This window comes from Caballeronia sordidicola, assembly GCF_000729995.1.
GTDB lineage: Bacteria > Pseudomonadota > Gammaproteobacteria > Burkholderiales > Burkholderiaceae > Caballeronia > Caballeronia sordidicola_A.
Map to the genome: position 1 here is coordinate 49,970 of NZ_JNFG01000014.1, position 14,787 is coordinate 64,756.

14 protein-coding genes and 3 tRNA genes are annotated in these 14,787 nt (G+C 59.6%); 7 read left to right on the forward strand and 10 right to left on the reverse strand.

Going from position 1 to position 14,787, the window contains the following annotated elements; all coding sequences use genetic code 11:
* Position 1 precedes the first annotated feature (1 nt).
* The 5 genes from FH08_RS0115240 to rph all read right to left on the reverse strand — a co-directional run bounded on the left by FH08_RS0115240 (position 2) and on the right by rph (position 4,057).
* A tRNA-Ser gene (locus FH08_RS0115240) sits at positions 2-91 on the reverse strand.
* 122 nt (positions 92-213) lie between these two features.
* A complete protein-coding gene (locus FH08_RS0115245; RefSeq protein ID WP_035566312.1) occupies positions 214-1,404 on the reverse strand; it encodes an MFS transporter in 1,191 nt (396 codons plus the stop codon).
* A gap of 40 nt (positions 1,405-1,444) precedes the next feature.
* Positions 1,445-2,689: a radical SAM family heme chaperone HemW gene (hemW, locus tag FH08_RS0115250; protein ID WP_031359146.1), complete on the reverse strand. Its 1,245-nt coding sequence runs from the start codon at positions 2,687-2,689 to the stop codon at positions 1,445-1,447.
* A complete protein-coding gene (rdgB, locus tag FH08_RS0115255; protein ID WP_031359147.1) occupies positions 2,689-3,318 on the reverse strand; it encodes an RdgB/HAM1 family non-canonical purine NTP pyrophosphatase in 630 nt (209 codons plus the stop codon). The genes hemW and rdgB overlap by 1 nt, the downstream gene beginning before the upstream one ends.
* Positions 3,311-4,057: a ribonuclease PH gene (rph, locus tag FH08_RS0115260; RefSeq protein ID WP_235210376.1), complete on the reverse strand. Its 747-nt coding sequence runs from the start codon at positions 4,055-4,057 to the stop codon at positions 3,311-3,313. Before rph ends, rdgB begins: the two co-directional genes overlap by 8 nt.
* A 358-nt stretch (positions 4,058-4,415) precedes the next feature.
* Here rph and FH08_RS0115265 point away from each other — a divergent pair, with 358 nt between their 5' ends.
* The 5 genes from FH08_RS0115265 (at position 4,416) to FH08_RS0115285 (ending at position 9,379) form a co-directional block, all read left to right on the forward strand.
* Complete coding sequence (locus tag FH08_RS0115265) at positions 4,416-5,348, forward strand: YicC/YloC family endoribonuclease (RefSeq protein ID WP_031359149.1); 933 nt, start codon at positions 4,416-4,418, stop codon at positions 5,346-5,348.
* Positions 5,349-5,355: 7 nt separating this feature from the next.
* Entirely contained in the window at positions 5,356-6,024 is a 669-nt protein-coding gene (gmk, locus tag FH08_RS0115270) for a guanylate kinase (protein ID WP_031359150.1), read from the forward strand.
* Between the two features lie 57 nt (positions 6,025-6,081).
* On the forward strand, positions 6,082-6,285 hold the full coding sequence (gene rpoZ, locus FH08_RS0115275; protein ID WP_031359151.1) for a DNA-directed RNA polymerase subunit omega: 204 nt from the start codon (positions 6,082-6,084) through the stop codon (positions 6,283-6,285).
* 62 nt (positions 6,286-6,347) lie between these two features.
* Positions 6,348-8,777 (forward strand): RelA/SpoT family protein, encoded by a 2,430-nt coding sequence (locus FH08_RS0115280; protein ID WP_200878744.1) that lies wholly within the window; start codon positions 6,348-6,350, stop codon positions 8,775-8,777.
* Positions 8,778-8,887: 110 nt separating this feature from the next.
* Positions 8,888-9,379 carry a phage protein NinX family protein gene (locus FH08_RS0115285; RefSeq protein WP_031359153.1) on the forward strand — a complete coding sequence of 164 codons (492 nt, stop codon included), beginning with the start codon at positions 8,888-8,890 and terminating at the stop codon, positions 9,377-9,379.
* Between the two features lie 125 nt (positions 9,380-9,504).
* On the opposite strand, the gene FH08_RS0115290 is transcribed toward FH08_RS0115285, so the two are convergent.
* Together FH08_RS0115290 and FH08_RS0115295 are read right to left on the reverse strand one after the other, a co-directional pair.
* A tRNA-Arg gene (locus tag FH08_RS0115290) sits at positions 9,505-9,581 on the reverse strand.
* Between the two features lie 87 nt (positions 9,582-9,668).
* Positions 9,669-9,745, reverse strand: a tRNA-Arg gene (locus tag FH08_RS0115295).
* Positions 9,746-9,884: 139 nt separating this feature from the next.
* On the opposite strand from FH08_RS0115295, the gene greB reads away from it, so the two are divergent.
* A complete protein-coding gene (gene greB / locus FH08_RS0115300) occupies positions 9,885-10,445 on the forward strand; it encodes a transcription elongation factor GreB (RefSeq protein WP_031359154.1) in 561 nt (186 codons plus the stop codon).
* A gap of 109 nt (positions 10,446-10,554) precedes the next feature.
* On the opposite strand, the gene FH08_RS0115305 is transcribed toward greB, so the two are convergent.
* Complete coding sequence (locus FH08_RS0115305) at positions 10,555-11,697, reverse strand: porin (protein WP_031359155.1); 1,143 nt, start codon at positions 11,695-11,697, stop codon at positions 10,555-10,557.
* Positions 11,698-12,244: 547 nt separating this feature from the next.
* Positions 12,245-12,499, reverse strand: coding sequence for a hypothetical protein (locus tag FH08_RS53400; protein ID WP_051888297.1), 255 nt, complete (start codon positions 12,497-12,499; stop codon positions 12,245-12,247).
* A 383-nt stretch (positions 12,500-12,882) separates the two neighbouring features.
* On the opposite strand from FH08_RS53400, the gene FH08_RS0115315 reads away from it, so the two are divergent.
* Positions 12,883-14,043, forward strand: coding sequence for an exonuclease domain-containing protein (locus FH08_RS0115315; protein ID WP_051888291.1), 1,161 nt, complete (start codon positions 12,883-12,885; stop codon positions 14,041-14,043).
* Between the two features lie 10 nt (positions 14,044-14,053).
* Here the strand turns inward: FH08_RS0115315 and FH08_RS0115320 are convergent, their stop codons facing one another.
* A complete protein-coding gene (locus FH08_RS0115320) occupies positions 14,054-14,626 on the reverse strand; it encodes a chorismate mutase (RefSeq protein WP_152602838.1) in 573 nt (190 codons plus the stop codon).
* Between the last annotated feature and the right edge of the window lie 161 nt (positions 14,627-14,787).

The window sequence follows — 14,787 nt, forward strand, 5'->3', positions numbered from 1 at the left end:
TTGGCGGAAGCGGTGAGATTCGAACTCACGGACGAGTCACCCCGTCGCTAGTTTTCAAGACTAGTGCCTTAAACCGCTCGGCCACGCTTCCACGTTTCAAAAATTTTCACACACAGCAACTACGAGAAAAGTGCGTTCAAACTGCGTCGCACCTTTCCGGCAAGGCGCGTATTGTAGCGCAACTTTCGCGGGCGTCCATCAAGCAAAACCGCCTTACCCTTCCAGTGACCTCGTCGCTCGCAAACCGGGAAACAATCGCATCCATAACAACGCAACGGCGATCGTTCCTACGCCGCCGATCAACACCGCCGGCACCGCGCCGAACAGTCCCGCCGTCATCCCGGACTCGAACTCGCCCAGCTGATTCGATGTCCCGATAAACAGCGAATTGATGGCGCCCACGCGTCCTCGCATATCGTCGGGTGTTTGAAGCTGAACGAGCGACATACGCACGACGACGCTGATCACATCGGAGGCACCGAGCGCGGCCAGCGCGATCAGCGAGACATACAGATTCCGCGATAACCCGAACACAATCGTAGCAATGCCAAATGCGATCACGCCGCCGAACATCGCTGTCCCGGCGCGCTGCCGCAACGGGAAATGCGCGAGATAAATCGATCCGGCCAGCGCGCCAACGGCAGGCGCCGCGCGCAATACGCCAAGCGCCCACGGGCCGGCGTGCAAGATATCGCGGGCGAAAACGGGTAGCAACGCCGTCGCGCCGCCTAGCAACACCGCGAACAGATCCAGCGATAACGCCCCCAAAATCACAGGCTTGCGTCGAATGAAGGCGATGCCGGAGAAGAGCGACTCGAACGTCAGCGGTGTGCGCATGCGTACCACTTGTTCGATTTTTATCGATGACAAAGACACCGCCGCCCCAATGAACGCCACCGCTACCGCGCCATAAACCGTAAGCGCTCCGAGTCCATAGAGCAGACCACCCATTGCCGGTCCGAGGATCTGTGCTGTCTGGTTCGCCGACGTCGACCACGCGGTCGCGTACTGCAACTGGGCGCGCGGAATCAGGTTGGGCAAGAGTGCGGCCATCGAAGGCGACTCGAACGCTCGCGCCGACCCGGCAACAGCTGCGATCAAATAGATCAGCCCCTGGCTGGTCATTCCGCGCCACGTCGCAACGCACAGCGTCAACGCGGCCACGCCCTGAATTGCCTGACAGACGAACGCGATCGTGCGCCGATCGTAGCGGTCGGCGACATGGCCGACCACCAGCGTGAGCATGAACATTGGCAGGAACTGCGAGAGGCCGACGAGTCCGAGTGCGAACGCGCTGTGTGTGATCGAGTAGATCTGCCAGCCGATTGCCACGGACATCATCTGAAACGCAACCGATGACATCACCCGCGCGCTCCAGAACAGCGCAAAGGGCCGGTGCCGCATCACGGAGCCGGCGGTCAGAGCAGGGGCGGGCGCATTCAATTTAACGGTCTTCCTTGATCGTTATCGACGGCGTGTCCCTGAGAAAGAGCGCCTGCAGGTCGTTGAGAAAATCCTGTCCGCGCTGCGTTGGCGCAATGCGTTCAATATCGCGCGTGATCAAGCCACGACGCTCCGCTTCCACCAGCCCCGATTCGATTGCAGACATCGCGAGCCCGGTTCGTTCGTTGAACGAATGCACCGGAAACCCTTCTACGAGTCGCAACGTGTTGAGCATGAATTCGAAGGGCAAGTCGCGCGGCCCGACCTCGTTCTCTTCTTGTATAGCCGCGCCGCTAAGCGCTTCATCCATGTACGTTCCAGGATGTTTATAACGCACCTGGCGCACGATTTTCTGCGGAAACGACAGCTTGGTATGCGCACCGGCACCAATGCCGAGATAGTCGCCAAAGCGCCAGTAGTTCAGGTTGTGCTGGCTCTTCCTGTGCGGCTTCGCATAGGCCGACACCTCGTAGCGTTCATAACCGGCCGAAGCCGTGCGCTCGTGAATCCAGTCCTGCATGTCGGCGGAAGCGTCGTCATCGGGAACGGGCGGCGGGTACTTCGCGAACATCGTGTTCGGTTCAAGCGTCAGGTGATACAGCGACAAATGCGGCGGCGCGAAACTGATAGCAGTTTCGATATCCGCCCGGCATTCATCCAGCGTTTGCTTGGGCAGCGCGAACATCAGGTCGAGATTGAAGTTATCAAAGTTCCTGGCCGCTATTTCCACTGCCTGACGCGCTTGCGTTGCATCGTGAATCCGGCCGAGCGCTTTCAGATGCTGCTCGTTGAAACTTTGAATACCGATCGATAACCGGTTCACGCCGCTCGCCCGGAACTGCGTGAACTTCGCGGCTTCGAACGTGCCGGGATTGGCTTCGAGCGTGATTTCCGCGTCGGCGTCGAGCGGTAGCAGTGCGCGGGCGTCGGAGAGCAGGCGGTCCAGTCCTTTCGCCGACAGCAAGCTGGGCGTCCCGCCGCCAATGAAAATGGTGTGGACCTGCCGGCCCCAGACCATCGGCAACGCGCGCTCGAGATCGGCGCGCAATGCATCGAGATAACGTTCCTCGGGAAACGTCTCGCCCTTCCACTCGTGGGAGTTGAAATCGCAATACGGGCATTTGCGCACGCACCACGGGAAATGCACGTACAGCGACAAGGGCGGCAACGACGTCAGCCGGATACTGCCCGGCGACGTGAACGCCTTGACCACGTTGATCGTCTGAGGACCGCTCGAGCTGGCCATTACGATATTTCCTTCAACCGCGCCAGCAGATGCCGAAGCGCAATCGCCCGATGACTGTTGGCGTTTTTCACAGCGGGATCGAGTTCGGCGGCGGTTTGTCCCAGCGACGGCACCAGGAAATGTGCGTCATAACCAAAGCCGTTCGCCCCGCGCGGGGTATCGATGACTTCGCCGTGCCAGCGGCCTTCCGCAATTAGCGGTTCCGGATCGTCGGCATGGCGCACCAGCACGAGGACGGAGAAGAAATACGCACGTCGATCCGATTCGCTAGCGAGATCCTTCACGAGCCGCGCATTGTTCGCGGCATCGCTTTTCTCGCCGCCGTTGAGCAATTGAGCATAACGCGCCGAATACACGCCCGGCGCACCGCGCAACGCATGCACGCAGAGGCCGGAGTCGTCGGCAAGGGCAGGCAATCCCGTCGCCGCCGATGCATGCCGCGCCTTCGCCAACGCATTCTCGACGAAGGTCACATGCGGTTCCTCGGCCTCGGACACGCCCAGTTCACCCTGCGTCACGAGATCGATGCCGGCCGTGCTCAGCAGGGCTGCGAACTCGCGCAATTTGCCGGGGTTGTTCGACGCGAGTACGACGCGTCCCAAGGCGCTAGCGGTATCGGAATCAGACACTGAGCAACTCCAGCGCGATCTTCTGCTTCGCGATCAACGTTTCGATACCGCTCTGCGCCAGATCCATCAGCGCGGTCATCTCGGCGCGCGTGAACGGTACGCCTTCTGCCGTTCCCTGTACTTCGACAAAACCACCGGCGCCGGTCATCACGACGTTCATGTCGGTGTCGCACTGCGAGTCTTCGTCATAATCGAGATCGAGCACCGGCTGGCCGTTGTACACGCCGACCGAGATCGCCGCGACAAATTGATTGATCGGTGATTCCGCGAGTCTGCCGGCGGCCAGCAGCTTGGTTACCGCATCGTGGGCTGCGACAAACGCGCCGGTAATGCTTGCCGTGCGCGTACCGCCGTCGGCCTGGATCACGTCGCAATCGATGTGCAGCGTGCGCGCGCCCAGCTTGTTCAGATCGAACACGGAACGCAGCGCGCGCCCGATCAGGCGCTGGATCTCCTGCGTGCGGCCGGTTTGCTTGCCGCGCGCGGCTTCACGGTCGTTACGCGTGTTGGTGGCACGGGGCAGCATGCCGTATTCGGCCGTGAGCCAGCCTTGATCGCGTCCGCGCAGGAATTCGGGCACGCGCTCGGAAATGCTCGCGGTGCAGATCACTTTGGTATCGCCGAATTCGACGAGAACCGACCCTTCCGCATGCTTCGTGTAGTGCCGCGTGATGCGCACGTCGCGCAATTGGTCCGCGCGACGTGCGCTCGGGCGGTTGAACGGGGCGGACGGGTTCAGCGTGGAGTCGGTCATGGAGGCGGCAAAGTGAAGGAAACGCAGTGAAAAGGAGCTTGGGCGCACGGTAAAAAAAGCGTAAAAATCGCGCCAAGGTACGAATTTTATCCGCAATCGGAGTGAGCGTCCGGCGCGGCTTTCCGGGTTCACCCGGTGTTCATCCGTGCGCGCCGCATGGCGGCATTGCGTTTCCACGGGCGGGATCGGCAAAAATGGGATAATGCCAGCTTCCTCGCCCGGCCAACATTGCCTGCCATCTCGCGCAGCTTCACGCCGGGCGTTTCGAAGCGAACTGGCCGTGCCGCGCAAGCAGCAAAGCGAACAGCAAAAAGCGCCACGGCCTTCAATCACGGACGCGACAATGATCTACAGCATGACAGGCTACGCCAGCGCAACGCGCGAAGTAGCGTCGGACGGTGCGGGCGCCAATGGCTCGGGCGTGGGCGTATCGGTGGAATTGCGCACGGTGAATTCGCGCTTCCTCGATATGAATTTCCGCATGCCCGAAGACGTGCGCGTGTGCGAGCCGCAATTGCGCGAAATGCTGATGAACAAGCTGTCGCGCGGCAAGGTCGACATCCGCATCAACCTGAATCGCGCAGAGCAGACCACGATTGCAGGCGTGCTCAATCGCGATGCGCTGTCGCAACTCGCCGCGCTCGAGCGCTCGGTGCTGGATATTTTCCCCGATGCCGAACGCATGCGCACGGGTGAAATCCTGCGCTGGCCTGGCATTTTGTCGGAGAGCGGGGTATCGGCGGAAACGCTGCGCGACGCGGTCCTGGCATGCGGCAAGCAGGCGATCACCGAACTTATCGATGTCCGCGCCCGTGAAGGCGCCGCGCTTGCCGCCGTGCTGATCGCGAACGTGACGGAAATGGAAGCTATCGTGGCAAAGGTCACGCCGCTCGTGCCGGAACTGATCACGAAGCATCAGCAGAAAATTGTCGAGCGTTTGCAGGATGCGCTGGGCATTGCGTCGCCGGAAGGCACGCAAACCAGCATCCCGCGCGAGGAAATCGCGGAACGGATTCGCCAGGAAGTGACCATGTACGGCATCCGTATCGACATCACCGAGGAATTGCAGCGTCTCTCCGCGCATCTGGCGGAAACCCGCCATGTGCTGCAAAAGGGCGGGAAAGTGGGCAAGCGGCTCGACTTCATGATGCAAGAACTGAATCGCGAAGCGAACACGCTCGGGTCGAAAGCGGCTGCGAAAGAACTGGCGGATTCGTCGATGACGCTCAAATTGCTCATCGAACAGATGCGCGAGCAAGTGCAAAACCTGGAGTAACGCTGCCATGAACGACGCACAACAACGCAACACCTACGCCGGGGTTTATCCGGGCAACCTGTTCATGGTTGTCGCGCCATCGGGCGCGGGCAAGTCGACGCTGGTCAACGCGCTGCTCGCACAGGATCAAGCGATCCGCCTGTCCGTGTCGTACACCACGCGCGAACCGCGCCCGGGTGAAGAAAATGGCGTTCAATACCATTTCGCTTCCGTCGATGACTTCATGGCGCGACACGCCGCCGGCGAGTTCCTCGAAAGCGCGGAAGTGCACGGCAACTACTACGCAACCTCGCGCGTGTGGATTGAAGCGCAGATGAAAAGCGGCCACGACGTGCTGCTTGAAATCGACTGGCAAGGCGCGCAACAGGTCAAGAAACGCTTTCGCAACGCGGTGGAAATCTTTATCCTGCCGCCGTCGCTGGATGCGCTGGAAGAGCGCCTGAAGAAGCGCGGCCAGGACGCGCCGAACGTGATCGTTCGCCGTTTGCTGGCAGCAGGCAGCGAGATGGCGCATGCGCCGGAAGCGGAATACGTGCTGATCAACGAGAACTTCGAGCGCGCGCTTGGCGAGTTGCAGTGTCTCGTTGCAGCCACACGGCTGCGTTTCGGTTCACAGTACGCCCGTCATACGCAGTTGTTTGTCGAGTTAGGCATACACTCGCCGCACGCCGAGTGAACGGGGCTTTCCGGTCACATAAGGTAGAATGAAGAACATATCGAGAAGGAATCAACCATGGCCCGCATCACCGTCGAAGACTGTCTGAAAATGATCCCCAATCGCTTCGAGCTCGCGCTCGCAGCAACGTATCGCGCGCGTCAGCTCGCTCAAGGCCATACGCCGAAGATCGAAAGCCGCGATAAACCGACTGTTGTTGCGCTGCGCGAAATCGCGGCCGGCCAGGTCGGCGTCGAGATGTTGAAGAAGGTGCCGGTCTGATTTGCGGCCCGGACGTCTGCGCGCATTGTCACTAACCGCGTCAGCCAACCACGGAGGCGACCATGAATCCTGTTCCATCGTCCGTCTCTGTGGACCCGCATAACGACATCCTCAGTACAGAGCACTCTGGGTCTCATTCTGGAACCCACGCGCACGATCATGACACCGCTCATGACCCCGACTCGCCCTCGGCGGCGCGCAAGTACATCGACGCAGTCCTCGAACAATCGTTTCGCCATCTGTTCGGGCCGACTGCCACACCGGAAAAGCCGCGCCGCCACGATGTCGTTTCCATTGCGAAACTGACCACTGAGCTGGCCGCGTACCTTTCGCCGGAAGAAATCAAGCAGGTCAAGCTGGCTTTCCATTTCAGCGATGAAGCCCATCTCGGGCAGTATCGTCAGAGTGGCGAGCCGTACATCACGCATCCGGTGGCAGTCGCGGAAATCTGCGCCAGCTGGAAACTCGACGATCAGTCGATCATGGCGGCGTTGCTGCACGACGTGATCGAAGATCAGGGCGTGACGAAGACCGAGATTGCGGAACGTTTCGGGCCGAAGGTCGCAGAACTTGTGGATGGCTTGTCGAAACTCGACAAGATGGAGTTCCGCAATCGCGAGGAAGCGCAGGCGGAAAACTTCCGCAAGATGCTGCTCGCCATGGCGCGCGACGTACGCGTGATTCTCGTCAAGCTGGCCGACCGGCTGCACAACATGCGCACGCTGGGTGCGGTGCCACCGGAAAAGCGGCGTCGCGTGGCGCGCGAAACCATCGACATCTACGCGCCTATCGCGCATCGGCTTGGATTGAATAACACGTATCGCGAGCTCCAGGACCTGAGCTTCGCGAACTTCAATCCCCATCGCTATGCCACGCTCGAACGCGCCGTGAAGGCCGCTCGCGGCAACCGGCGTGAAGTGGTGGGCAAGATCCTTGAAGCGGTCCAGCGCACGATTGCGGACGCGAAAATCAAGGCTGACGTGACCGGCCGCGAGAAAACCATCTTCAGCATTTACAAGAAGATGCGCGACAAGCAGTTGTCGTTCTCGCAAGTGCTCGACGTCTACGGTTTTCGCGTGGTCGTGGATACCGCGCTCGAATGTTATACGTGCATTGGCGCGCTGCACGCCCTCTACAAACCGGTGCCGGGCAAGTTCAAGGACTACATTGCCATTCCGAAGGTGAACGGCTATCAGTCGTTGCACACCACGCTGGTGGGGCCGTTTGGTGCGCCGATCGAGTTCCAGATCCGCACGCGCAAGATGCACGAAATCGCCGAAGCGGGCGTGGCCGCGCATTGGCTTTACAAGAATGGCGGCGCTGATCTAAACGATGTGCAAAAGCGCGCGCACCAGTGGCTGAAATCGTTGCTCGACATTCAAAGCGAAGCCGGCGATTCAAGCGAATTCCTCGAGCACGTCAAGATCGATCTGTTCCCCGATGCCGTTTACGTGTTCACGCCCAAGTCGAAGATCATGCCGCTGCCGCGCGGCGCGACGGCTTTGGACTTCGCGTATTCCATTCACAGCGACCTGGGCAATCAATGCGTCGCGGTGAAGATCAACAACGAGTTGCTGCCGCTGCGCACCGAGTTGAAGAGCGGCGATATCGTGGAAGTGATCACAGCGCCTTACTCGAAGCCGAATCCCGCGTGGCTCGGCTTCGTGCGTACCGGCAAGGCGCGTTCGGCCATTCGCCACTATCTCAAGACCATGCGGCTGAACGAGTCGGTGCAATTGGGCGAACGGCTTGTCGATCAAAGCCTCAAGGGTTATGGGCTGGCGTTGTCGGAAGTGACGCCCGAGGTCTGGGAAAGGCTGGCGCAATGGACCGGCAACAAGAGCCGTCAGGAAATTTTCGCGGACATCGGCCTCGGCCGGCGCGTGGCCGCCGTGATGGCGAAGCGTATTGAAGTGCTGATGAACGGTCGCGATGACGACGATTCCCCGCGCGAAAGCTTCACCACGAATACCGCGCCGCCGGTCGTGATCACTGGCACCGAAGGGATGTCGGTGCAGTTGTCCGCCTGCTGCCGCCCGATTCCTGGCGACGACATCATGGGTTATATCGGCATTGGGCTGGGTATGGCGATCCATACCACCGAATGCCGGGTGGCCCAGCGGATTCACAAACGTGATCCCGGCCGATGGATCGACGTAGCCTGGGCGCCGCAGCCGGGCCGTCTGTTCGATGTATCCATCAAGGTGCTCGTCAGCACGTCGAAGGGCGTGTTCGCCCGTGTAGCGGCTGATATCACGTCCGCCGATGCCAACATTGTCCACATCGCCATGGACGAGGACGTGACGCAGGAATCCACCGTCCTGCGTTTCGTGATTCAGGTCAGTGATCGGGTGCACCTGGCGAACGTCATGCGGCGCGTGCGCACGAACCCGGACGTGATGCGTATCGCGCGTGAGCGTCCGAGTGACGAGCCGCATCATCGCAATACCGAAGGCGGCATGCGGATCGATCGAGAACGCGGCGATTATTAACGCCTGGCGTTCGCCCTTTAGCGCAGCGGCCGGCGGAGCCTGAGACTCAACCGCCACCGCTGGAACGCGACCTGCGTGCCTGTACCCATTCTGCGTACACAGGGGCACTTATGAAAACATCAGAACTGGAAGGCGCCGAGCTCGACTATTGGGTCGCACGCGGGCTGCATGAGTTCATCCGCGAAATTCATTTCACCGATGGCGGTCAGACGCTCTCCATCCGCGGCAATGACCGTGGACGGGCATGGGATGGGCGCTTCCTGCCATCGACGTCGTGGGAAGCCGCATCCGTTGTGCTCGAGCGCGCGTGCCGGCTGGAGATGAACGACCACGGGCGCGGTGAAGTCGTCTGCACGGCGATATTCGGCAAGGCCGGAGCGGAAGTGGAGGGGCGCGGGCCGTCGCTGCGTATCGCCTTGCTGCGCGCTTTTTTACTGCATGCGTTCGGAGACACGGTGGACGATGAATTCCCGCATCGTTCGCAAATGCTGCTGGGAGAGCGGGCTGAACCGTGGGGCGAGCAGAGCGCTACGGCGACGATTGAAGATGCACCGTTGCCGGACGGACGTATCGGCGATATTGGGTCGACTGCGCGGCAGTAAATCCCGCCTGTTGCGCGTCTGAAGCTTGGGCGGAGCCGCCCAGCGTACTTTTCAGCAAAGACGCGTGCGCGGCTTTCACCCGCACAAACAAAAAGGGCCTTCCGCGAGGAAGGCCCTTCTAAAACTGGTGCGGCTGGCAGGATTCGAACCCACGACCCCTTGGTTCGTAGCCAAGTACTCTATCCATCTGAGCTACAGCCGCGCACAAAGCAGGGTAATACAAAAAACGAATACTGGAAACGCTTGCTTGAAACGAAACGACAAAACGCAACAAAACGCTTTAAAGAAGTGGTGCGGCTGGCAGGATTCGAACCCACGACCCCTTGGTTCGTAGCCAAGTACTCTATCCATCTGAGCTACAGCCGCACGCGAGACCAAGAGTATAGCCAAGCTCTCCCAAAAAAGGAAGGGTTTAGCCTCGATTTCTGTAATGCCGATCTCCTTCGTGTTACCGTGCACAGGAGCTATCTCGCTCCTCTTCACGTTATTTTGAGCGGTTTGCACCATGAACAAAGCATTTGTAAAGGAATCGGACGAGAGCGAGGAAGATCTCGATCTCGAGCAACCCGCCGGCGTCCCTCCCGGCACGAAGAACTACATCACGCCCGCAGGGCATCAGCGTCTGCGCGACGAGCTGCTGCATCTGCTGGACGTCGAGCGGCCGGATGTCGTGAAGCTGCTTTCCTGGGCGGCGTCCAATGGCGACCGTTCGGAGAACGGCGATTACATTTACGGCAAGCGGCGCTTGCGTGAGATCGACCGCCGAATCCGCTTCCTGACCAAGCGCCTCGATAAGGCGGAAGTGGTGGACAGCAGCCGGCAGGAAAACGTCGACCAGGTGTTTTTCGGCGCAACGGTGGATTACGCCGGCGACGATGGAGACGTGCACACGGTCACCGTCGTGGGCGTAGACGAAGTGAATCTGGATGTCGGGCACGTGAGCTGGATCTCGCCCATCGCCCGAGCCTTGCTCAAGGCGAAGGTCGGCGATACGGTCACGCTGCACACGCCCGCGGGCGTGCAGCAAATCGATATCGTCGATGTGCGTTATCCGGCGAAGGCCTGAGGCGCTTTATCTGAAGCAGTAACGTCAGGAACCTCAGGACGAAAAAAAGGCGCCGCAAGCGGCGCCTTTTTCACATCGGTACAACTTTGAACAAGACTTAAAACCAGACTTAGAAGCGGTGACGAATGCCAACCGTTGCCGAGACCTGGTTCGGGGTCGACGACATGCCTACGCCGTTGATCGGAGCGCCAATGCCGCTGTCGCCCAGGTCAAGCGCGTGAACGTACTCGCCTTGCAGGTACACGTCCGTGCGCTTCGACAGCGAATAAGCTGTCTGCAAGCTGAACTGATGGAACGACGGCTTTTCGCCATCGAGACGAGCGTCCGTGTACGTGTACGCGCCTGCCAGGCTCAGGGCCGGGGTCAGGGCGTAGTGGGCGTTCAACTCATAGTTGTTGAAGCGGGCGTAGTTGCCAATCGCGATGTTGCCCGTGTTGCCAACCGTAGCACCGTTGATGCTTGCTGCATCTTCAAGCTTGGTTTGCGTGAACACGAAACCAACCGTCGCCGGGCCGAACGCGTAGTTCAAGCCTGCGCCGAACGTGCGTTGCAGACCTGCGTTGAACGTGTTGTCGCCAGCAACAGCGCCGTTGGCGTTGTTGATTGCGCCAGCCGTCAGGTTGTTGTTCAGTTGCAAGTACGCTGCAGCAATGTTCAACGGACCGTAGTTATACGACGCGCCAACGCTGTACGAGCGGTTGTTCGCGAAACCATCAGCCTGGTTCGAGAAGCCATACAACGCGCCGAACTTGAAGCCGGCGTAGTTCGCGCTCTGGTACTTGACCGAGTTGTTGATACGGAACGAGTTGTCGAGGTTGTCGTTGTCGAACGGGTGCGCGAACTGCGTGCCACCGTATTGCGTGCCGGTCAGAGCCAACGGGCCGAGGTAGTCGACCACGGAGTCATACTGACGACCCAGCGTGACGGTACCGAACTGATTGCTCGACAAACCAACGAAAGCTTGACGGCCGAATTCACGACCTTGCTGGCCAAGCGTACCGTTCGCAATGCTGAAGCCGTTTTCCAACGTGAAGATTGCCTTCAAGCCACCGCCGAGGTCTTCAGAGCCGCGCAGGCCCCAACGGCTGCCGTTCACCGCGCCGCTCGTCATCTTGAAGTTATGTGAACCGTTTTGATTGTTCGTGTACGTCAGGCCAGCATCGATCAAACCGTACAGCGTCACGCTGCTTTGGGCATGAGCGGCAGTTGCAAATACGCCCGACAGGGCGGCGACCATGAGAGTCTTTTTCATCTTTGTAACTCCGAGAGCAATTTGGGTCTGACAACCCAGGCTTGAAGGAAACCTTCACTCCGACGCGCTGCGAGAGGCGCAGTCAGGTGTTTCGTGTGTCAACAGAAGACACAGTCGTTTCCGGACCAGACGAAGTGTAAAGACGGCGTTACAGCGGTGGCATTCCGATTTACGCAATAAAGTATTCTGCGATCGGCAATGATTAAGAAAGGCAATCTAAGCCTTTACTGGCAAGGCTTTGCGGGGGAATGACGGGGGTGAATGAGAAGTGTCAACAGAGGTTCGTTGCGCAATTGCTACATGCGCGATCGTTAAAATACAACGCCAATAATCCTAAATGTCGATTGTTGACGGAACCGCAATAGATGATTGCCGAATCTGTTGATAATTTCCAGAAGGCGTCCCGTTATACTTTAATCGCTGCTTTCCGAAGCAGACTTTTTCGTTGACGGAAAAGATCTCCAAACCTTGTCGGCGCGACTTCCCAGTCGCGCTTTTTTTTGCCTGAACGCGCTCGATGCCCGAAGCCTGTTCCAGGCGATGCTACTTAGTTAGCAGCTGCGACTTCTTCCTGCGTCGCCGCCGATTCATTCTTGACGTCGGGTGAGTCCGCTTCCTGGTTGCTATCGAATGTCAGCGGACTCGATATTGTCCAGTCTTCCATCACATAACGGCGTGCATCCATTGGCGAGGACAGGAGGTTCTGCCAATGATCGCCATGCCATGCCGGGTCGAAATCCAGAGCTGAATGTGACTCCATTACCGCTTGGGGCCCTACCAACGTCCTGATCCACGAAAACATGCTTTTGAGTTCGGTCGTCAAAGCTATGACCTCCTTTAAAGTGCTTGCGGTACTGTTTCATGATGCCGATCCCTCATTTCGGTAACAAGGCTCGTATACGCTTACGATTCGATAAAACCGGTTACAAGCTGAGTAAATATTTCCTTTTGGCGCATATGGACGATTTAATCCGGAATTATTACGACGTTTGTTATCTTTCAGCCGCCGTGATTCGAGAGCGCATGCGGACTCGCCTTCGACGCTTCTCCTGTGCGTCGAGCCGGCCCCGTGACTGGAAACGGCCTGGAACCGCCAGCGCTTGAACGGACGTGCGCTAAAATGGCCGATCGATACGCCTTTTTCCTGCGCGGATCGCGTCCATTCCTCTTTTAGCGGTCAGCGCTGTGCTCCCAATCGTTACTAATATTGTTAGTCCGGAACCGCTGGTTTTCGTCGACCTCGAAACCACGGGCGGCACCTTCGGCGTGAATCGCATCACGGAAATCGGCGTGGTGGAGGTCGGACCGGCCGGCGTGACGCAGTGGAGTTCGCTCGTTAATCCGCAGCAGCCGATTCCGTTCTTTATCCAGCAGCTCACCGGTATCAGCGACTCGATGGTGCGCAACGCGCCGACGTTCGAAGCTATCGCGCATGATTTGCTGGCGCGTCTCGACGGCCGGCTGTTTATTGCCCACAACGCCCGGTTCGATCACGGCTTCCTGCGCAGCGAGTTCAAGCGGGCGGGTATCAAGTTCCAGCCCGACGTGCTGTGCACGGTCCAGTTGTCGCGCGCCATTTATCCGGCGGAGCGCCGGCATGGGCTCGATGCGCTGATCGAACGGCATGCGCTCGTGCCTGCGGCGCGCCACCGCGCACTTGCCGATGCCGATCTGCTCTGGCAATTCTGGCAGCACCTGCATCGCGCGTTTTCCGCCGATATCGTGCATGGCCATATAGAACAGGTTGCACGGCGTTTCCGGCTTGCAGGGGATATCGACGAGGACACCATTGAACAGATTCCGGCCGGCTGCGGCATCTACGTGTTTTATGGAGAGGACGATGTGCCGCTGTATGTTGGGCGAAGCGTGCGCTTGCGCCAGCGCGTGCGGGCACATCTGTCGGGTGTGAAACGTTCGGCGAAGGATTTGCGGCTCGCGGAACTCGTTCGTCGCGTGGAGTGGACCGCGACGGGCGGGGAGATCGGCGCGATGCTGGCGGAAGGGTGCTCGGTCGCGCGGTTGCGCCCGGCACATAACCGGCTGTCCAAAGCCCGTCGTGATGACCCGAGCCACGCGCCGTGGACGTACCCCGGCGCCATCGCAATAGCTGAAACGGATGCGACGACCAGTGCGCGGGTTTGGCATGTTATCGATGCCTGGCAGTATTTCGGCATGGCCGCGTCGCTCGACGAAGCCGCGCAACTTCGCGCGGCAGCGCCTGCGGCATGTTTCGAGTTATCGACGTACCGAATTCTCAGCGAGCGTCTGTCTCATGGACTGACAATCGTGCCGCTTGCAACTACCGCGTGCCTGTCAGGCGAGCCGGTCTTAGCCGACCGCGTCTAGCCGACCGCGTCTAGCCGACCGCTCCAACACCACCCGACGCACACACATGCGACAACGCGCGCGCGAGCGGTGCGTTCTGGGCTGAATCGTAGCGGGTGAGATGTTTCCATCGGGCGATGCTGTCGGCCAGCCGCAGCGGACAGTCGTCGGCACGGCGCAACGGCTCCACGCCGGCTAGCGCGGAGAGCAACGCGTTGGTCACGCGATCGAGCTTCGGCCGGGTATCGTGAGCGAGGTCCGGCGGCGTCCCTTCGGGCGCACGTAACTTCCGCCAGTTATCGAAGAGAGCGTTCTGCACGTCCTTGCTCGCCTCGATCTGATCACGAAAGAAAAGCTGCGCAAACGCCGGATCAATACCGGCGGATTTCGCTCGGCTATCGATACCGGCCAGCAACGCGGCTTCACGGGGTTGATCGGTGATGGGCTCGTGGTTCGCCCATTTCCAGCGCGCGACCGGCTCGGCGAGCGCCAGCCGTTGTGACGACAACGCAATGAGATTGGTGAAGGGCGTGTCGTCGCCGTCAGCGAAAGCCGTCGAAGAACAAGCAATGATGGCAATAACAATGGCAGCCATGGAAGTCATGGCGCGGAGAAGGTACAGAAGGGAATGGCGAAACATGAATACCGGAGCCAGAGCGATAAAGCCGCAGCTTAACGTATGACGCGGTATGACGCGTAGGGCGCGCGCGGTGAGCATGGGGTGATCACGAATGATCGGCACGTTCGTGGCGCTATAAGGTGAAA